We start from the raw sequence: 17,770 nt of genomic DNA on the forward strand, positions 1-17,770 counted from the left end.
CCCCCTCGTTCTTGGTGCCTTGCCCGGATCTGCGCCCGGTGGCCGGCAGGGGGTGCGTCAGGATTATTGTTACACCACAGGTAGCGGCTGATAAGCCCGATCTTCGCCGGAAGGCCTCCACGGTCTACGCTGCACCGCACAGCGAAATCCGTTGCGTTCCGCCCGCCGCATCGGCACTACACCTGCAGGGAATTCGGTTGCGGGTCTTGAATTCGCGGCCGCCGGCATGACCTGTCACTGACACATCGACCCAGGCAAGCGAATAGAATGAACATATTCAATTGGATGAAAGACGAAATTAAAGCTGTCCTGGAGACCATGGCGGGCTCGGAGGGCTGGCCGGAGGGGCTGCCGTTCGACCGCATCACCGCCGAGCCGCCGCGCGACGCCTCTCACGGCGACATCGCCACCAATGCCGCGATGGTGCTGGCGAAGCCGGTCGGCGCCAAGCCGCGCGCCATCGCCGAGCCTCTGGCCGAGGCGCTGAACCGGCTCGACGCGGTCGACAGCGTCGAGGTCGCCGGACCCGGCTTCATCAACATCCGGCTGTCGCCGTCGATCTGGCAGGCCCAGGTCGGCCGCATGCTGGAGGCGGGCACCGCCTATGGCGCGTCCGCCATGGGGGCGGGCCGCAAGGTCAATGTCGAATACGTCTCCGCCAACCCGACCGGCCCGCTGCACGCCGCCCACGCCCGCGGCGCGGTGTTCGGCGACGCCCTGGCCGCCCTGCTGGAGAAGGCCGGGTTCGAGGTGGCGCGCGAGTATTACATCAACGACGCCGGCGCCCAGGTCGACACGCTGGCCCGCTCGACCTACCTGCGCTACCGCGAGGCGCTGGGCGAGACGGTGGCCATCCCGGACGGTCATTATCCCGGCGAATACCTGAAGGATGTGGGCCGGGCCATCGCCGAGCAGGACGGCGACAAGTGGTTGTCCGAGCCGGAAGAGGCCTGGCTGGAGCCGATGCGCAGCGTCGCCATCAAGCTGATGATGGCCGATATCGAGAAGGACCTGATCGCGCTCGGCATCCGCATGGACCGCTTCTCCTCCGAGCGCGCTCTGGTCGAGGACCGCGCCGTCGACCGGGTGCTGGCCAAGCTGGAGGCCGACGGGCTGGTCTATACCGGCGTGCTGGAGCCGCCGAAGGGCAAGACGCCCGACGACTGGGAGCCGCGGCCGCAGCTGCTGTTCAAGGCGACCCAGTTCGGCGACGACGTCGACCGGCCGTTGAAGAAGTCGGACGGCTCCTGGACCTATTTCTCCAACGACATCGCCTATCACCTGGACAAGCTGGAGCGCGGCTTCCCGGAGATGATCGACGTCTGGGGGGCGGATCACGGCGGCTATGTGAAGCGGATGAAGGCCGCCGTCACCGCGATCACCGGCGGCGCGGGCGACCTCGACGTCAAGCTGTGCCAGCTCGTCCACCTGTTCGACGGCGGCAAGCCGGTGCGGATGTCGAAGCGCGCGGGCACCTTCGTGACCCTGGCCGACGTGCTCGAGGCGGTGGGGCCGGACGTGCTGCGCTTCATCATGCTGACCCGGCGCAACGACCAGACGCTGGAGTTCGACTACCAGAAGGTCAGCGAGCAGAGCCGGGACAATCCGGTGTTCTACGTGCAGTACGCCCATGCCCGGGCCTGTTCGGTGATTCGCAACGCCGGCGAGGCTTTCGGCGCGGACGCCGTCCTGGACCCCGCACTTTCCAAGGCTTCCATGGGTTCCTTGACCGACCCGGACGAGATTGGTCTGATCAAGCTGCTTGCGGGCTGGCCGCGCATCGTGGAGAGCGCGGCGGAGGCGCACGAGCCGCATCGCGTCGCGTTCTATCTCGGTGACGTGGCCGCCGCGTTCCACGGCCTGTGGAACAAGGGCAGGGAAGATGCCCGGCTGCGCTTCATCCTGGAAGACGACCGCGAGACGACCCTGGCCCGGATGGCCCTGGTACGGGCAACGGCCACGGTGGTCGCGTCGGGTCTCGGGGTGATGGGCGTCACGCCGGTGGAGGAGCTTAGGGAATGAGCCAGGATGGCGACGGCCTTCACGCGGACGGATACGACCGCCCCGGTCCCCCGCCGGAACTGCGCGACCCGCCACGGCGGTCGCGGGCGGTCGGCGCGTTCCTCGCGACCTTCGCCCTTGCGGCCTTCGCCGGAGTGGTCTGGTACGCCTACGACCGCGGGCTGCATGCCGGCAGCGAGGCCACGGCACCGCTGATCCAGGCCGACCCGTCGCCGATCAAGGTGCGTCCGGAGCAACCCGGCGGGCTCGACGTGCCGAACCAGGATAAGCTGGTCTATGGCGCGCTGCGGCCGGGCCAGGGCGGGGATTCCTCGGTCGAGCGCCTGCTGCCGCCGCCGGAGAAGCCGGCCGAACCGCCGGCGCCCGAGCCGACACCGGAACCGGCGGCCACCGAAAACCAGCCGGCCCAGGACAGCGGCACCGCGGCGGACGGTGCTGCGTCTAGCACCGTACCGATCCCGGCCCGCACGCCGCAGGCGGCACCCAGCACGGCCCGGGACGCCTCTGGCCAGACCCCGCCGCCGGTGACCAGCCAGGCCGTGCCGGCACCTGAGCCGGCGCCGGCTCCGCAGCAGCAAGCTCAGGCCGCGCCCGCGCCACAACCCCAGGCCAGCGACATCCCGCCGGCCCGGGCACCTGAACCGCCGGCCACCGAGGCCCAGACGGCCACCGAGACCCAGACGGCCGCCGCCGTCCCGCCGCCGGCCCCGGTGCCCGAGGCGAAGCCGGAACCGGTGCCCGAGGCGAAGCCGGAACCGAAACCCGAACCGGTCGCCCAGCCGGCACCTGCGCCGAAGCCTGCCGCCACCGAAGGCCGGTTCCGGGTGCAGCTCGGTGCCTTCCGCGACGAGGCGGCGGCGCGCGGCGAATGGAACCGGCTGACCAAGCGCTATCCGACCGTGCTGGGCGGGCTCAGCCTGCGGATCCAGCAGGTCGATCTGGGTGCCGGCAAGGGCGTGTTCCACCGGATTCAGGGCGGCATGCTGACCGAGGACGGCGCCGAGAAGGCCTGCGCGACCCTGAAGGCCCAGAACCAGGCCTGCCTGCTGGTCCGCCCGTAGAATGACGCGGGCGATCGTCTTCGGCTGTGCCGGCAAGGCGCTGAGCGACGAGGAGCGCGCGTTCTTCCGCGAGGTGGATCCCTACGGCTTCATCCTCTTCGCCCGCAACATCGAGAACCGCGACCAGGTCCGCGTCCTGGTCGACGACCTGCGCGGCTGCGTGACCCACGCCTCCGCCCCGGTTCTGATCGACCAGGAGGGCGGCCGGGTGCGGCGCATGCGCCCGCCAGAATGGCGCGACTACCTGGCCCCCGGCGTGTTTACCGACGCCTTCGCCCGGAAGCCGGAGACCGCCCTGGAAGCCTTCGCCCTGTCGGCCGAGCTGATGGCGGCCGACCTGTTCGAGATCGGCGTCGACGTCGACTGCGTGCCGATGCTCGACGTGCGCCAGCCGGGCTCCGACACCCAGGTGATCGGCGACCGGGCCCTTGGCGACGATCCGCAGACCGTGATCCGCCTGGGCGAGGCGATGGTCGCCGGCATCGAGCGGGCCGGGGTGGTCGGCGTGATCAAGCACATGCCCGGTCATGGCCGCTCGGTGGTGGACAGCCATCTGGATCTGCCGCGTATCGAGGCCGCGGCCGACGCGCTTCGGGCCGTGGACTATCCGCCGTTCCGGCATTTCGCCGACCGGGTGCCCTATGGCATGACCGGCCATCTACTCTACACCGCCCTGGACGCCGATCGGCCCTCCACCCTGTCTCCGGCGGTCGTGCAGGACGTGATCCGCGGCGAGATCGGTTTCGACGGGTTGCTGTTCACCGACGACATCTCCATGGGCGCGCTGTCCGAAACGAAGGGCGGCGGCCCGATCGGGGAGCGGTCGCGCCGCTCGATCGAGGCCGGATGCGACGTGCTGCTGCACTGCAACGGCGACATGAACGAGATGCGGTCGGTCGCCGATGCGGTGGGCGCGCTTGAAGGCGATGGGGCTCGGCGGGCGGCCAAAGCCGATGCGCACCGAGGGGCGGTTTCCAGCGGACGGCATTCGCTCGATACTGAGGCTTCCGTCCGGCGTCTGGACGCTCTGCTGAAGGACCTGCGGACATGATGTCCGATTTTGATTTCCAGATCTTGGTTATGAGGGCGTCAATCTGGGCACTGCCCGTGTTGCTTGCCATCACTTTGCATGAGGCAGCGCATGGCTGGGCCGCGGCCAAACTGGGTGATCCGACTGCTCGATTGTTGGGGCGTGTTACGTTAAATCCATTCGCCCATGTTGATCTTATTGGAACTATTTTAATACCGCTTGCTTTGTTGCTGATGAACGCTCCCTTTGTTTTTGGTTATGCCAAACCGGTTCCAGTGAATTTTTCCCGTCTTAGAAATCCTCGCCGTGATATGGGGTTAGTTGCTATTGCAGGACCTTTGTCAAATCTATTTTTAGCTTTTTTGGGGTGTTTAGCGGCTCATTTTTTTTCATTTTCATTACCAGTTGACTATAGTGTTTCTAGCTGGATTCAATATGCATCAACAACAGGCTTGATCGAGCAGCCCTGGTACATTTCTGTTATTTTGCTATTGGTTGGCTTTAATTTGATTATTGCGGTGTTCAACATGCTGCCGATCCCGCCCCTGGACGGTGGCCGCATCCTGGTGTCGATCCTGCCGGACTGGGCCGCCTGGAAGGTGGCGCGGCTGGAGCGGGCGGGGCTGTTCATCGTCATCGGCGTGCTGTTCCTGCTACCGTATTTCGCCCGTGAACTGGGGTATGATTTCAACGTCACCGGCGTGCTGATCTGGGCGCCGGTGGATTTCCTGATGTCGGTGATCGCGACATTGACCGGTCACTGAGACCGGATCCGGAGGAGGGGACGCGTCCCATTGGTGACGACCGATCCGTTCGAGAGCCCGCAGCCTGAATATCGCCGGCCGGAGCCGGTGCAGCTTTCGCTGTTCCTCAACCTGGACGGCTTCGAAGGCCCGATCGACGTGCTGCTGACCCTGGCGCGCGACCAGAAGGTCGACCTGCACCAGATCTCCATCCTCGCCCTGGCCGAGCAGTATCTCCAGTTCGTCCAGCAGGCCCAGACCCTCAACCTGGAACTCGCCGCCGACTATCTGGTGATGGCCGCCTGGCTCGCCTATCTGAAGTCGCGGCTGCTGCTGCCGCCGGACGACAGCGACGAGGAGGAGATGGACCCGGCCGCCCTGGCCGAGGCCCTGCGGTTCCAGCTCCAACGGCTGGAGGCGATGCAGGATGCCGGCCGCCGGCTCATGGGCCGCGCTCAGCTCGGCGTCGACGTCTTCCCCCGCGGCGCGCCGGAGAACATCACCGCCCGTTCCCGCTCGGTCTATGACGTGACCCTGTACGACCTGCTGCGCGGCTACGGCGACCAGCACGCCCGCAAGCAGAACCAGACCCTGCGCATCGCCGCCACCGACCTCTACGCGGTCGAGGACGCGGTGGAGCGGCTGCAGGGCTTCATCGGCCGGGTCCCGCGCTGGCGGATGCTGTTCACCTTCCTGCCGGAAGGGCTGCGCGGCTCGCTGCTGATCCGCTCGGCGCTGGCCTCGCATCTGGTGGCGGGACTGCAACTGGCCAAGGACGGGGCGGCGGAGCTGCGCCAGGACGAGACCTTCGGGCCGATCTGGCTGCGCTCCGGCGACGCACGGAAGGATTCCGCCGGATGAGTGACGCCCGAGAGAACAACGACGAGGCCGAACTGCCCGACCTGCTGGTCGACCCCGCGGAACGGAACCGCTGGCTGCGCTTCGTCGAGGCGCTGCTGTTCGCCAGCGCCGACCCGATCGACGAGAGCGAGCTGCGCCGCCGCGTGCCCGAGGAGATCAACGTCAAGCAGCTCCTGACCGACCTGGCCGAGCATTATGCCGAGCGCGGGGTGGTGCTGACCAGGTCGGGGACCCGCTGGGCGTTCCGCACCGCGATCGATCTCGGCCCCATGCTGCGCCACGAACGGGCGCAGCGGCGCAAGTTGTCCCGCGCGGCGATCGAGACCCTGGCGATCATCGCCTACCACCAGCCCACGACCCGGGCGGAGATCGAGGAGATCCGGGGCGTCGCCCTGTCCAAGGGGACCATCGACACCCTGCTGGAGGCCGGCTGGATCGCGCCCCGCGGGCGCCGGGAGACCCCGGGCCGGCCCCTGCAATGGGGCACCACCAACGCCTTCCTCGACCATTTCGGCCTGGATTCCGTGAAAGAGCTTCCTGGCATCGAGGAATTGCGGGCCGCCGGCCTGCTGGACCGCCGCTCCGGCGCCACCAGCATCGCCATGCAGCAGGAGGATCTGGAGGACGACGAGGAGGAGGACGAGGACATCCAGCTCGACTTCCTGCCCGACACCAACGATCCGGACGCGGGCGACCAGCCCTGACGCCGCGATCCGCGGTGCCTTGTCCCGGCCTGTCGCGATGTGTATCTGACAGGTCATGACCGTTTCCGCGCTTCAATCCTCGCACCCGCTCGCGGCCTCGCCGCGGCGCGTTCCACCGGCTCTGGCCTTGACCGGCATCCGCCACGCCTATGGCGCCATCCAGGCGGTCGACGGGGTGGATGTGGCCGTGGCACCGGGCGAGGTGGTCTGTCTGCTGGGGCCGTCGGGCTGCGGCAAGACCACGATCCTGCGCCTGGCCGCGGGTCTGGAGGATCTTCAGGAGGGCGAGGTCGCCCTGGACGGACAGCGCGTGGCCGGGGGCGGCACCAATGTGGCGCCCGAGAAGCGCGGCGTCGGGCTGGTGTTCCAGGACTACGCCCTGTTTCCGCATCTCGACGTGATGGGCAATGTCATCTTCGGGCTGACCGGCTGGCCGGCCGGCGACCGGATCGCCCGCGGCGTCGAGGTGCTGGAGATGGTCGGCCTGGCGGACATGGCGGACGCCTTTCCCCATGAGCTGTCCGGCGGCCAGCAGCAGCGGGTGGCGCTGGCCCGGGCGCTGGCGCCGAAGCCCCGGGTCGTGCTGCTCGACGAGCCGTATTCCGGACTGGACGCGCGGCTGCGCGACCGGGTGCGCGACGAGGTGCTGCACATCCTGAAATCCAGCGGGTCCGCCTGCCTGATGGTCACCCACGATTCCGAAGAGGCCATGTTCATGGCCGACCGAATCGCCGTGATGCGCGACGGTCGCATCGTCCAGCAGGGCAGCCCGGCCGACCTCTACTGCGCCCCGGCCGACGCGTTCGTCGCCGCCTTCTTCGGCGAGGTGAACCTAATCGAGGGGCGGGTGCAGGGCGCGGCGGTGGACACCCTGGTCGGAACCGTCGCATCCGACGGGATCGCGAACGGCACCGAGGTCTCGGTCGTTATCCGGCCGGAAGGCGTGCGGATCGAGGCGCTGTCCGAGGGCTTTAGCCGCGATCCCTGCGGCGAAGTCGAGCAGGCCAGGCTGCTGGGCCGCACCAGTCTCGTCCATCTGACGATGCGGGGAGAGGGGGCACGGCTGGGGGAAAGCCTGCACCTTCATGCCCGCGTACCTGGCGTCTTTCTGCCGCGACCGGGTACGCGGGTACGCGTATCGGTCGACCCCGCTCAAACCTTTGTGTTTCCGGCCGACGTCCCCAAATAGAGGAAAGGATCGGAGTGCGTTGCCGCCCTTGGGGTTGGTCGTGTATGGTCCGCGCGAATTCATGGGCATGATCTGGCCGCAATCGCCCGGTACGGTCGGAGAATCATCCCCACTCGAGTCTTGGGAGCGTTTCATGGGTAGTTTCAGCATCTGGCACTGGCTCGTCGTGCTGGCCGTCGTGCTTCTGCTGTTCGGCGGCAAAGGCAAGATTTCCAGCTTGATGGGGGACTTCGGCAAGGGCCTGAAGAACTTCAAGCAGGGCATGAAGTCCGAAGAAGACGAGGCCGAGCAGGCCAACAAGTCCGTCGCCAACGAGAGCGACGAGCAGCAGGACGTCAACAAGACCACCAATCAGACCGTCAAGAGCTGATCCCCGTCCGCGGTCGCGCCCTCGTGGCGCGGCCCCCGGGCTTAAACGGGCGCAGCGAGGGCCGCCATGTTCGACCTTGGATGGCAGGAATTCATCCTGATCGCCATCATTACCGTGATCGTGGTGGGTCCCAAGGATCTGCCGCGTGTGGTCCGTTCCATCAGCCAGTGGGTGCGTAAGGCGCGCTCGATGGCGCGGGAGTTCCAGAACAGCCTGGAAGAGGTGGCCCGCGAGGCGGAGCTCGAGGACGTGCGCCGCGACGTTCAGTCGATCTCCAAGGACGGGATCGGCAAGAGCCTGGAGAAGCAGTTCGATCCCGACGGCTCGGTCCGAAGCAGCGTCGAAGAGGCGCGCAAGTCGGCCAATGCCGAGGAAATCGAGGCGGATCTGAAGGCCTTGGACAGCGAGGCCAAGAGCGGCATGTCCAAGTCGGGTTCGGGGTCGGCGGTCGAGACGGCCGAGGACTACGCCGCCAGATCGGTGACGGCGTCCCCGCCCAAGTCGGATCCACCAAAGGCCGACCCGCCTAAGGCCGACCCGCCCAAGACCGAGGCCGCGTCCGGAACGACCGCGCCGGCCGAGGAGACCAAGACCCCTCGGCCGACGGCCGACAGCGCCGCCTCCGGACAGGGTTGACCTCAGATGGCCGACAGCACCAAGGACCCCGACTCCGATCTCGAGGGCGGTAAGATGCCGCTGCTGGATCATCTGGTCGAGCTTCGCAGCCGGCTGATCTACGCCGTCGCGGCGTTCGTCGTGTGTTTCTTCCTCGGCTATTACCTGGCCGAACCGATCTTCCGCTTCCTGGTGGAGCCGCTGCACGAGATGTGGGCGGGTCAGGAGGGCCGTCGGCTGATCTACACCGCCCTGCACGAGGCGTTCTTCACCTATATCAAGGTCGGCTTCTTCTTCGCCGCCTGCGTGTCGTTCCCGTTGGTGTCGATGCAGATCTGGCTGTTCATCGCGCCGGGTCTCTACAAGCACGAGCGCCGCGCGTTCCTGCCGTTCCTGGTGGCGACGCCGGTGCTGTTCCTGCTCGGCGCGGCGATGGTCTATTATATCGTCATCCCGCTCGCGTGGCAGTTCTTCGCCAGCTTCGAGACATCCGGCGTCGACGGCAACCTGGCCATGACCCTGGAGCCGAAGGTCGACCAGTACCTGTCGCTGGTGATGCGTCTGATCTTCGCCTTCGGCGTTGCCTTCGAGCTGCCGGTTCTGCTGATTCTGCTGGCCAAGGTCGGCATCGTCAGCGCCCAGGGCCTGCGGGATAAGCGCAAATATGCCATCGTCGTGGCCTTCGTGGCGGCGGCGATCCTCACGCCGCCGGATGTGATCAGCCAGGTGCTGCTCGCGGTACCGATCATCCTGCTCTACGAGATCTCGATCCTCGCCGCGCAGTTCATCGAGAAGAAGCGCGAGGAAGAGGCCGAGGCAGCGGACGACGACGGCTCCACTCCCTGAACCGTGACCTGACCGCAAGGCTCTCTGGACCGTTTCGGGTGCCGCCGATATAACCGGCGGACCCGCAATCAGCCCGCAGAGCCGGTCATGCACGACATTCGCAGCATCCGCGACGACGCCGCCGCCTTCGACAGAGGTCTAGCCCGCCGGGGCGTGGCGCCGTCTTCCGAAGCCATTCTGGCCAAGGACGCGGAATGGCGATCCGTGACCACCGAGTTGCAGACCGCCCAGCAGCGCCGCAACGAGGCCTCCAAGCAGATCGGCATCGCCAAGCGCAATGGCGAGGACGCCGGCGCGCTGATGGCCGAGGTGGCGGAACTCAAGGACCGTATGGCTCAGCTCGAGGAGGCCGAGCGCACGCTCGCCGCCGAGGTCGAGACCCTGCTGGCCACCGTGCCGAACATCCCGGCCGACGACGTGCCGGATGGGCCGGACGAGAGCGCCAACCTCCTGGTCCGCACCGTCGGGGAGCCGCGCAGCTTCAACTTCGTGCCCAAGGACCATGTCGCCCTCGGCGAAGGCCTCGGCATGATGGACTTCGAGCTCGGCGCCAAGCTGGCCGGCTCCCGATTCGTCGTGCTGAAGAGCGACCTCGCCCGTCTGGAGCGCGCGATCGCGTCCTTCATGCTGGACGTTCATACCGGCGAGTTCGGCTATATGGAGGTGATCCCGCCCTACATGGTGCGTGACGCCGCCGTTTTCGGCACCGGGCAGCTGCCGAAATTCGCCGAGGACCTGTTCCAGACCACCGACGGCCGCTGGCTGATCCCGACGGCCGAGGTTCCGCTGACCAATCTGGTCGCCGACAGCATCGTGGAGGAGGAGGAGCTGCCGCTGCGCTTCACCGCCTACACCCCGTGCTTCCGCTCGGAAGCCGGTGCGGCCGGGCGCGACACCCGCGGCATGATCCGCCAGCACCAGTTCACGAAGGTCGAACTCGTCTCCATCGTCCATCCCGACAAGTCGGACGAGGAGCTTGAGCGCATGACCAACTGCGCCGAGACCATCCTGCAAAAGCTGGATCTCGCCTATCGGGTGATGAAGCTGTCCACCGGTGACATGGGCTTCACCGCCCGGCGCACCTACGATCTGGAGGTCTGGCTGCCGGGGCAGGACGACGGGAAGGGGCAGTATCGCGAGATCTCGTCCTGCTCCACCTGCGGGCCGTTCCAGGCGCGGCGCATGAAGGGCCGCTTCAAGGCGAAGGGCGAGAAGAAGACGGACTTCGTCCACACGCTGAACGGCTCCGGCCTCGCCATCGGCCGGACCATGATCGCCATTCTGGAGACCTACCAGGAGCAGGACGGGTCGGTGACCATCCCGGAGGCGCTGCGGCCGTATTTCGGGCGCGACCGGATTGAGACCGCCGCATGACCCATCGCCCGGTCGACCTCGACGGCGCGCGTATCCTCGTCACCAACGACGACGGCTACGCCGCCGACGGCATCGCGGTGCTCACCCGCATCGCCCGCACCTTCAGCGACGACGTCTGGGTTGTCGCACCGGAGACCAACCAGAGCGGCACGGGCCATTCCCTGACCCTGCTGCGGCCCCTGCGGCTGCGGCAGATCGAGGAGCAGCGCTTCGCGGTCGACGGCACGCCCACCGACTGCGTCCTGCTGGCGGTGCACGAGGTGCTGAAGGACCGCAAGCCGACCCTGGTGCTCTCCGGGGTGAACCAGGGTTATAATCTCGGCGAGGACGTGCGGTACTCCGGGACGATCTCGGCGGCGATGGAGGGCATGGTTCTGGGCATTCCGGCGATCGCGCTCAGCCAGTTCGTGCCGCCGGACGGCAAGGCACCCTGGGCGACCGCGGAGACCCATGGGCCGGATCTGATCCGCCGGCTCTGTGCCGGAGGATGGCCGGCCGACACGGTTATCAGCGTCAATTTCCCGCCCTGCGGTCCGGACGAGATCACCGGCATCCGCGCCACTACCCAGGGCCGGCAGAAGACCGGCGACGAGGTGATCCGGGGTACCGATCCGCGGGGACGTCCCTATTTCTGGGTAGGGGCCATGCTGAAGGCCCGGGACGCCGAGCCGGGCACGGACATCGCCGCGGTGCGCGACAATGCCATCTCGGTGACGCCGGTGGCGCTGGATACGACGGACCGCTCGACCCTGGAGGAGCTGAAAGGGGCATTCGCGTGAGTCACGACAAGGCCCGCAAGATACGCCTCATCATGGGGTTGCGGCGCGGTGGTATCACCGACGCGCGGGTTCTCGGTGCGCTGGAACGCGTCCCACGCGAGCTGTTTGTCGATCCCGCCTTTCTCGACCAGGCCTGGGAGGACCGGGCCCTGCCGATCGCCCAGGGCCAGACCATCAGCCAGCCCTTCGTCGTCGCCTACATGACCCAGGCCCTGGAGCTGACCGACCGCACCAAGGTGCTGGAGATCGGCACCGGATCCGGATACCAGGCCGCCGTCCTGTCCAAGGTGGCGCGGCGGGTCTACACGGTGGAACGGCACAGGGAGCTGATGACCACCGCGGAGGCGCGGTTCGCCGAGATGAAGCTGCACAACCTGCACACACGGGTGGGCGACGGCTGGAAGGGCTGGCCGGAACAGGCGCCGTTTCAGGCGATCATCGTCACCGCAGCGGCCTCGAAGGTGCCCGACGCGCTGCTGGAGCAGTTGGGCGAGGGCGGGCGGCTGGTGATCCCGGTCGGCCGGTCCTCCGACGTACAGAAACTGATCCGCTACCGCCGCACGGCCGAGGGGATTGTTGAGGAACCGCTGCTCGACGTGCGTTTCGTGCCTCTGGTGCCGGGCGAGGTGCGATCCATCGCCGGATGAGACACGGGGCCGACGATTTGGGAACCGCGGATCACCTTGAGCGTTAGAATATTCCGAGAGTAACTGGGATTCATTGAATAATTCGGCATTTGAGGTCATAAGGGCGGTGTGACAGGATTGTCGTCCTTTCCGCGAGTGCCGATGGGGGTGACGTGAAGCATGCCGTTCTGATCGCGGTAGCCGCTCTGCTCCTGGCCGGATGCGCCATGAGCTCGACGCCGCGCGCGCTCAACGCGCCCCGTCAGGGTTCGGCCGCCGCCAGCACGATCCCCGCCGACGGTATCGTCGTCGTCCGCCCCGGCGACAACGTCTATCAGATCTCCCAGCGGTACGGCGTCAGCCCGCGGGCCATCATCGACGCCAACGGCCTGCGGCCGCCCTATCTGCTGCGCCCGGGCGATCAGGTCCGCCTGCCGGCGAGTGCGGTTCACGTGGTGCGCTCCGGCGACACGGTGTCGGAGATCGCCGAGCGTTACGGCGTGTCCATGCGCTCCCTCGTGGTCGCCAACAACCTGAGGCCGCCCTACACGATAAGGGTCGGCGAGCGGCTGCGGCTGCCCACGGGCTCCGACGCGCCGCAGGGAGAGGTCACCGTCGCCGCCCGTCAGCCCAAGGCGGCCCCGCAGCCCCAGGTCAGCGCCAGCGACGTCCCGCCGCCCACGCCCGGCGGCAACCGGCCCTGGAGTGCGGGCGGTCAGCTGCACTTCCCTGTCTCCGGCGAGGGGACCCGGAACACGACGGTCGCCGCCGCGCCGGGAAGGCCGGTGCCGCAGCCGCGACCCGGCACGGTGCCCCAATCGGCACCCTCGGAGCCGGCCGCCCAGACCGTCGCCACAAGTCGCAGCCTCACGCCGACCGAGACCCGGGCGGTCCTGCTCACGCCGCCGCCGAAGACCGGCCGCGGCTTCACCTGGCCGGTGAAGGGGCGGGTGATCTCCGGCTTCGGGCCGCGCGAGGGCGGACTGCACAACGACGGCATCAACATCCTGGCCCCGGCCGGCTCGGAAGTGCGGGCCGCGGAGAACGGGATCGTGGTCTATGCCGGCAACGAGCTGCGCGGGTTCGGCAACCTGCTGCTGGTCAAGCACGACGACGGCTACACCACCGCCTATGCCCATGCAGACCAGCTGCTGGTCGGCCGCGGCGACCAGGTGCAGCGCGGTCAGGTGATCGCCACGGTGGGCCAGACCGGCAACGTGTCCCAGCCACAGCTGCATTTCGAGATCCGCAAGGGGCCGCGCCCGGTCGATCCGAGCAAGCAGCTGCCGCCGGCGCAGATCTCCATGCTGGAGGCCGACTGAGATGACGCCCGAGGAGTTCCGCCGCCACGCCCACGCCATGGTCGACTGGATGGCGGACTTCCTGGACGGGGTGGAGCAGCATCCGGTCCGCGCCCAGACCCGGCCGGGCGAGATCTCCGCCAGACTGCCCGAGAGCCCGCCGGACATGGGCGAGGCGATGGAGACCATCTTCGCCGACTTCCAGCGCGACGTGATGCCCGGGATCACCCATTGGCAGCACCCGCGGTTCTTCGCCTATTTCCCGGCCAATTCCAGTCCGCCCTCGGTCCTCGCGGAGATGCTGACCGCCACGCTGGGCGCCCAGTGCATGCTGTGGCAGACCAGCCCGGCGGCGACCGAGATGGAGACCAGGGTGCTGGACTGGCTGCGCCAGATGGTCGGCATGCCGCGGGGCTTCACCGGAGTGATTCAGGACAGCGCCTCCAGCGCCATTCTGGCCGCCATCCTGACCGCGCGGGAGAAGGCGACCGGCTGGGGCGTGAACGCCGAGGGCCTGAAGGCGCATCCGCCGATGGCGGTCTACACCTCGGAGCAGACCCATTCGGCGACCGAGAAGAACGTGAAGATCGCCGGCCTCGGCCTTGCCGGATTCCGCAAGATCCCGGTGGACGACGCCTTCCGGTTGCGGGTCGACGCCCTGGAAGCGGCGATCGAGGCCGATCTGGCCGCCGGCATCCGGCCGGTCTGCGTGGTCGCGTCAATCGGCGGCACCGGGGTGGGGGCGGTCGATCCGCTGCGGGCGATCGGTGAGTTGTGCCGGCGCTACGACATCTTCCTGCACGTGGACGCCGCATGGGCCGGCAGCGCTCTGATCTGCCCGGAACACCGCTGGATGTTTGACGGCATCGAGCTGGCCGACAGCGTGGTCTTCAACCCGCACAAGTGGCTGCTGACCAATTTCGACTGCTCGGCCCATTACGTGAAGGATCCGGACGCCCTGGTCCGCACCTTCTCGATCCTGCCGGAGTTCCTGAAGAGCCGCGAGGCCGACGCCGTCATCGACTACCGGGACTGGGGCGTGCCGCTCGGTCGCCGGTTCCGGGCGCTGAAGCTGTGGTTCGTGATCCGCAGCTACGGGGTGGAGGGGCTACGCGCGATCATCCGCGAGCATGTGCGCCTGGGCGGGCTGTTCGCTGCCTGGGTCGAGGCCGATCCCGACTTCGAGATCATGGCACCGCCGATGCTGTCGCTGATCAATTTCCGCTTCCATCCGTCCGGCGTGGACGATCCGGCCGACCTGGACCGGCTGAACGAGGCGCTGCTGCACCGGATCAACGACGACGGCCGGATCTACCTGACCCAGAACCGGGTCGGCGGCCGCTATGTCATCCGCATGTCGATCGGCCAGACCCGCACCGAGCAGCGCCACGTGGAAGAGGGCTGGGCGGTGATCCGGGAACTGGCGGCGGGTTAGATCGCCTGGGTTAGAAGCCCTTGTACTTCGCAGGCGGGCGGTCCGGCCGGTATACGCTGACGGTTTCAAAGACGATGGGCGCATTTACGTTCTCATAGATCGCCAATGCGCGTTTCATCTCATCCAGATCGGGCGGGTCGGTTTCAACGCTCATCACGTGGGTCATGACGTCCCAGCCGATCAGCACATTACCGACCGCAGTAATCCGTCCCGGTCGCAGATCTAAGACCCATGTGCTCGTGGTGAAGGCATCCCCATTACTGGAGAGAGTGAAGCCGCTTCCGGTCTCGATCTCTTTCCAGTTTATAGAGGCGGGGACGCCGTTGATCGTCGTTATACTCAGACGCGTTCGGGCTCCAGTGACGACCTGTACGCGGGTGATCACGTAGCGCCCGGGTTTGACCAGAAAGGGGGCCGAATGATCGGCGCCGGTGATGTCGAACTGCGTCGCCGGTGTTCCGGCTCCCGGCAGACCCGCGCCGTCGAGCCGGTCACCGGTATCGGAGAGCCGATTGAACCGGATTGCCGTCGGGCCGCGTTGCCGTCCACCGGCCCCGATCGCCACCATCGCCATGTCGCTCGCCGGAGTGAAGGTGACGTCTTGCTCCGCCACGGGGTGGACTGTCAAACAGCCCGTGAGCGAGACCGCCAGAAGGATCATCAGGGCGAACCTGCTGGCTTCGAGCAACCACGAGGCGCCTCGGTAGGACCTGGTCAGAACCAGATTCTCGGTACAGACGGGGCTGAGGACTGACATTGGGCAACCCATGCGATGGTACGCGACTCGTCATGCGTACCATGGCGACGGTCTCGCAGGACATGCGTTAACGGGCATGAAAAACCGCTCCCTTCAGTATGGAGCGCGCCGTCAATACGCCCGTGACCAGTGCATCATCGGCGGCGGGGGAAGGTCCGGGCCGTACAGGCTCCACTCGGCTTCCACCACCGGGGCCGTGACGCCGCCATAGCCGGCCAGCGCCCGGTCGACGATCTCGGGCTTGTACGGCGTGTGCGCCACGTTCAGTACGTTGCTCGACCGGGTCCACTCGAAGGCGAAATGCCCCAGCGCTGTCACCTGACCGGCCGGCACAGTGATGATCCAGGCCTGGTTCTCCACCCCGCGTGGCCCGTTCTTCACCTGGAAGCGTTCGCCCTCGGTCACCGCAACGCGCTCGGTCCGCCAGCCGCCATGCACGCCGGAGTGCCAGCCGTGGTGGAACCAGTAGGGATGCGGGCTGTGGCGATAGTCGTGATAGCCGAAGCCGCCGCCATAGGCGGGACGGTACTCCTGGCTCTTGCCGGTGACGATGGCGGCCTCGCTGATCAGGTAGCGGCCCGGGGCGACGAGGAGGACGGTCGCCGCGTCGTCGTTGGAGACGGCGAAGCGGATCGGCTCGTCCCGCTCGCTCGATGACAGCAGGCGGTCGCTGCCGTCGGCCAGCCGGGTGAAGGTGAGGGTGCCGTCGCGCTGACCGGCGCTGATGCCGACCAGGACCAGGGCGCGGGGGTCGCCGGGGCCAAAGGCGATCTCCTGTGGTGCTGCCGCCTGCTGGCCGGCACAGCCGCCCAGGACGAGCAGGATCGCCGACAACAGGGCGATGGTGAGCGCGGGGCACCCACCCGGCGACAGGCTTCGGCGCGCGGCTGCGATGTGCGCCATGGCGAGTTCTCCTCAGATCCACCGGCAGGTTCGGGTAACGCACGGGCGGCCGATATCCGTCGCCCGACTATATGGGGATCAGAACAACCATGCCCAGATCAGGGGCAAAAGGATCGCGGTCGCCAGGGCGTTCAGCCCCATGGCGAGCCCGGCGAAGGCGCCTGCGACCTCGTTGACCTGCATGGCCCGGGCGGTGCCGATGCCATGGCCGCCGACGCCGATGGCCAGACCCCGGGCGCGCCAGTCGCGGATCCGCATCAGGTTCAGCAGGATCGGCCCCAGGGTGGCCCCGAGCACGCCGGTCAGGATCACCAGCACCGCCGTCAACGACGGCAGGCCGCCCAGCTTCTCGGAAATGCCCATGGCGATCGGCGTGGTCACCGATTTCGGCGCGATGGAGGCCACCACCTCGGGACTGGCGCCGAGCGCCCAGGCGATCGCCGCGGCGCTGGCGGCGGCGGAGAGCGACCCGAGGACCAATGCGCTCAACAGCGAGGCGGCGGACCGCCGAACCCGCTCGATCTGGTTATAGAGCGGAATCGCCAGGGCCACGGTCGCCGGACCCAGCAGGAAATGGACGAACTGGGCGCCCTCGAAATAGGTCGCGTAGTCGGTTTCGGTGATCAGCAGCACCGCCACCAGGATCAGGACGGCGATCAGCACCGGGTTCAGCAGCGGATGCAGGTTGAAGCGCCGGTACAGCCGCGCGCCGATCAGATACGCCACCAGTGTCAGGGTCAGGTGGAGCAGGGGGCTGGAGGAGAGATAGACCCAGATGTCGCCGAGATCGGTCATGGTGCATCCGGTCCCTTGCGCCCGGCCAGCTTCTCGAAGCCGACCATGGCGAGCGCGGTGACGGCGACGGCGACAAGGGTGCTGAGCACCAGGGAGACGCCGATCGGCAGCAGCGCCTCTCGGATCAGGGCCACGTGCAGCAGCACGCCGGTCCCGGCGGGCACGAACAGCAGGGAGAGATTGGACAGCAGCCCGTTCGCCGTCTGCTGCAGCGGTGCCGGCACGCCGCGCCGGATGCAGAGGCCGAGGAACAGCAGCACCATCCCGACGACCGGACCCGGCACCGGGATGGCGAAATAGGCGACGGCCACCTCGCCCACGAGCTGGCAGGCGAGCAGGAGGGTCAGGCTTTCGAGCAT

At 67.6% G+C, this 17,770-nt stretch carries 19 protein-coding genes; 15 read left to right on the plus strand and 4 right to left on the minus strand.

The genetic code is table 11. From position 1 onward, the window contains the following. The first annotated feature begins 267 nt into the window (after positions 1–267). The 15 genes from argS (at position 268) to G578_RS0113600 (ending at position 14,956) form a co-directional block, all read left to right on the plus strand. Complete coding sequence (argS, locus tag G578_RS0113530; protein WP_028794691.1) at positions 268–2,022, plus strand: arginine--tRNA ligase; 1,755 nt, start codon at positions 268–270, stop codon at positions 2,020–2,022. After that, the gene (locus G578_RS30305; protein WP_051244776.1) at positions 2,019–3,083 is read left to right on the plus strand and encodes an SPOR domain-containing protein; all 1,065 of its coding nucleotides are present in this window, start codon (positions 2,019–2,021) and stop codon (positions 3,081–3,083) included. Before argS ends, G578_RS30305 begins: the two co-directional genes overlap by 4 nt. 1 nt (position 3,084) lies before the next feature. Beyond that, entirely contained in the window at positions 3,085–4,134 is a 1,050-nt protein-coding gene (nagZ, locus tag G578_RS26295; protein ID WP_051244777.1) for a beta-N-acetylhexosaminidase, read from the plus strand. Next, positions 4,131–4,877 (plus strand): site-2 protease family protein, encoded by a 747-nt coding sequence (locus G578_RS0113545; protein ID WP_038014159.1) that lies wholly within the window; start codon positions 4,131–4,133, stop codon positions 4,875–4,877. Before nagZ ends, G578_RS0113545 begins: the two co-directional genes overlap by 4 nt. A 33-nt stretch (positions 4,878–4,910) precedes the next feature. Beyond that, entirely contained in the window at positions 4,911–5,717 is an 807-nt protein-coding gene (locus tag G578_RS0113550) for a segregation and condensation protein A (RefSeq protein WP_211228902.1), read from the plus strand. Next, positions 5,714–6,421 carry an SMC-Scp complex subunit ScpB gene (gene scpB / locus G578_RS0113555; RefSeq protein ID WP_084618875.1) on the plus strand — a complete coding sequence of 236 codons (708 nt, stop codon included), beginning with the start codon at positions 5,714–5,716 and terminating at the stop codon, positions 6,419–6,421. The genes G578_RS0113550 and scpB overlap by 4 nt, the downstream gene beginning before the upstream one ends. 127 nt (positions 6,422–6,548) lie before the next feature. Beyond that, entirely contained in the window at positions 6,549–7,610 is a 1,062-nt protein-coding gene (locus tag G578_RS0113560) for an ABC transporter ATP-binding protein (RefSeq protein ID WP_245565610.1), read from the plus strand. Between the two features lie 133 nt (positions 7,611–7,743). Further along, positions 7,744–7,980 (plus strand): twin-arginine translocase TatA/TatE family subunit, encoded by a 237-nt coding sequence (locus tag G578_RS0113565; protein WP_028794696.1) that lies wholly within the window; start codon positions 7,744–7,746, stop codon positions 7,978–7,980. Positions 7,981–8,046: 66 nt separating this feature from the next. After that, positions 8,047–8,616, plus strand: coding sequence for a Sec-independent protein translocase protein TatB (tatB, locus tag G578_RS28460; RefSeq protein ID WP_051244778.1), 570 nt, complete (start codon positions 8,047–8,049; stop codon positions 8,614–8,616). A gap of 6 nt (positions 8,617–8,622) precedes the next feature. Then, on the plus strand, positions 8,623–9,441 hold the full coding sequence (gene tatC, locus G578_RS0113575; protein ID WP_028794697.1) for a twin-arginine translocase subunit TatC: 819 nt from the start codon (positions 8,623–8,625) through the stop codon (positions 9,439–9,441). 87 nt (positions 9,442–9,528) lie between these two features. Further along, entirely contained in the window at positions 9,529–10,815 is a 1,287-nt protein-coding gene (gene serS / locus G578_RS0113580; RefSeq protein ID WP_028794698.1) for a serine--tRNA ligase, read from the plus strand. Further along, on the plus strand, positions 10,812–11,594 hold the full coding sequence (gene surE / locus G578_RS0113585; RefSeq protein WP_028794699.1) for a 5'/3'-nucleotidase SurE: 783 nt from the start codon (positions 10,812–10,814) through the stop codon (positions 11,592–11,594). The genes serS and surE overlap by 4 nt, the downstream gene beginning before the upstream one ends. After that, entirely contained in the window at positions 11,591–12,241 is a 651-nt protein-coding gene (locus G578_RS0113590; protein WP_028794700.1) for a protein-L-isoaspartate(D-aspartate) O-methyltransferase, read from the plus strand. The genes surE and G578_RS0113590 overlap by 4 nt, the downstream gene beginning before the upstream one ends. 152 nt (positions 12,242–12,393) lie before the next feature. Beyond that, a complete protein-coding gene (locus G578_RS0113595; RefSeq protein ID WP_028794701.1) occupies positions 12,394–13,542 on the plus strand; it encodes a LysM peptidoglycan-binding domain-containing M23 family metallopeptidase in 1,149 nt (382 codons plus the stop codon). 1 nt (position 13,543) lies between these two features. Beyond that, on the plus strand, positions 13,544–14,956 hold the full coding sequence (locus G578_RS0113600) for a pyridoxal phosphate-dependent decarboxylase family protein (protein ID WP_028794702.1): 1,413 nt from the start codon (positions 13,544–13,546) through the stop codon (positions 14,954–14,956). Positions 14,957–14,966: 10 nt separating this feature from the next. On the opposite strand, the gene G578_RS0113605 is transcribed toward G578_RS0113600, so the two are convergent. The 4 genes from G578_RS0113605 to G578_RS0113620 all read right to left on the minus strand — a co-directional run bounded on the left by G578_RS0113605 (position 14,967) and on the right by G578_RS0113620 (position 17,770). Further along, positions 14,967–15,617 (minus strand): hypothetical protein, encoded by a 651-nt coding sequence (locus tag G578_RS0113605; RefSeq protein ID WP_156907317.1) that lies wholly within the window; start codon positions 15,615–15,617, stop codon positions 14,967–14,969. 207 nt (positions 15,618–15,824) lie between these two features. Further along, positions 15,825–16,616 (minus strand): hypothetical protein, encoded by a 792-nt coding sequence (locus G578_RS0113610; RefSeq protein WP_028794704.1) that lies wholly within the window; start codon positions 16,614–16,616, stop codon positions 15,825–15,827. A gap of 78 nt (positions 16,617–16,694) precedes the next feature. Further along, positions 16,695–17,411 carry an LrgB family protein gene (locus G578_RS0113615; RefSeq protein WP_028794705.1) on the minus strand — a complete coding sequence of 239 codons (717 nt, stop codon included), beginning with the start codon at positions 17,409–17,411 and terminating at the stop codon, positions 16,695–16,697. Next, positions 17,408–17,770, minus strand: coding sequence for a CidA/LrgA family protein (locus G578_RS0113620; protein ID WP_028794706.1), 363 nt, complete (start codon positions 17,768–17,770; stop codon positions 17,408–17,410). Before G578_RS0113620 ends, G578_RS0113615 begins: the two co-directional genes overlap by 4 nt.

The sequence above is a fragment of the Thalassobaculum salexigens DSM 19539 genome, from assembly GCF_000423805.1.
In the GTDB taxonomy this organism is placed as follows: domain Bacteria; phylum Pseudomonadota; class Alphaproteobacteria; order Thalassobaculales; family Thalassobaculaceae; genus Thalassobaculum; species Thalassobaculum litoreum.

Bases quoted from the DNA above. Each gene is read 5' to 3' on its own strand.
- argS (WP_028794691.1), top strand. From the start codon at position 268: ATGAACATATTCAATTGGATGAAAGACGAAATTAAAGCTGTCCTGGAG.
- G578_RS30305 (WP_051244776.1), top strand. From the start codon at position 2,019: ATGAGCCAGGATGGCGACGGCCTTCACGCGGACGGATACGACCGCCCC.
- G578_RS0113605 (WP_156907317.1), bottom strand. From the start codon at position 15,617: ATGATCCTTCTGGCGGTCTCGCTCACGGGCTGTTTGACAGTCCACCCC.
- surE (WP_028794699.1), top strand. From the start codon at position 10,812: ATGACCCATCGCCCGGTCGACCTCGACGGCGCGCGTATCCTCGTCACC.
- G578_RS0113565 (WP_028794696.1), top strand. From the start codon at position 7,744: ATGGGTAGTTTCAGCATCTGGCACTGGCTCGTCGTGCTGGCCGTCGTG.
- G578_RS0113545 (WP_038014159.1), top strand. From the start codon at position 4,131: ATGATGTCCGATTTTGATTTCCAGATCTTGGTTATGAGGGCGTCAATC.
- G578_RS0113615 (WP_028794705.1), bottom strand. From the start codon at position 17,411: ATGACCGATCTCGGCGACATCTGGGTCTATCTCTCCTCCAGCCCCCTG.
- G578_RS0113620 (WP_028794706.1), bottom strand. From the start codon at position 17,770: ATGCTCGAAAGCCTGACCCTCCTGCTCGCCTGCCAGCTCGTGGGCGAG.
- G578_RS0113600 (WP_028794702.1), top strand. From the start codon at position 13,544: ATGACGCCCGAGGAGTTCCGCCGCCACGCCCACGCCATGGTCGACTGG.
- tatC (WP_028794697.1), top strand. From the start codon at position 8,623: ATGGCCGACAGCACCAAGGACCCCGACTCCGATCTCGAGGGCGGTAAG.
- tatB (WP_051244778.1), top strand. From the start codon at position 8,047: ATGTTCGACCTTGGATGGCAGGAATTCATCCTGATCGCCATCATTACC.
- serS (WP_028794698.1), top strand. From the start codon at position 9,529: ATGCACGACATTCGCAGCATCCGCGACGACGCCGCCGCCTTCGACAGA.
- G578_RS0113610 (WP_028794704.1), bottom strand. From the start codon at position 16,616: ATGGCGCACATCGCAGCCGCGCGCCGAAGCCTGTCGCCGGGTGGGTGC.
- nagZ (WP_051244777.1), top strand. From the start codon at position 3,085: ATGACGCGGGCGATCGTCTTCGGCTGTGCCGGCAAGGCGCTGAGCGAC.
- scpB (WP_084618875.1), top strand. From the start codon at position 5,714: ATGAGTGACGCCCGAGAGAACAACGACGAGGCCGAACTGCCCGACCTG.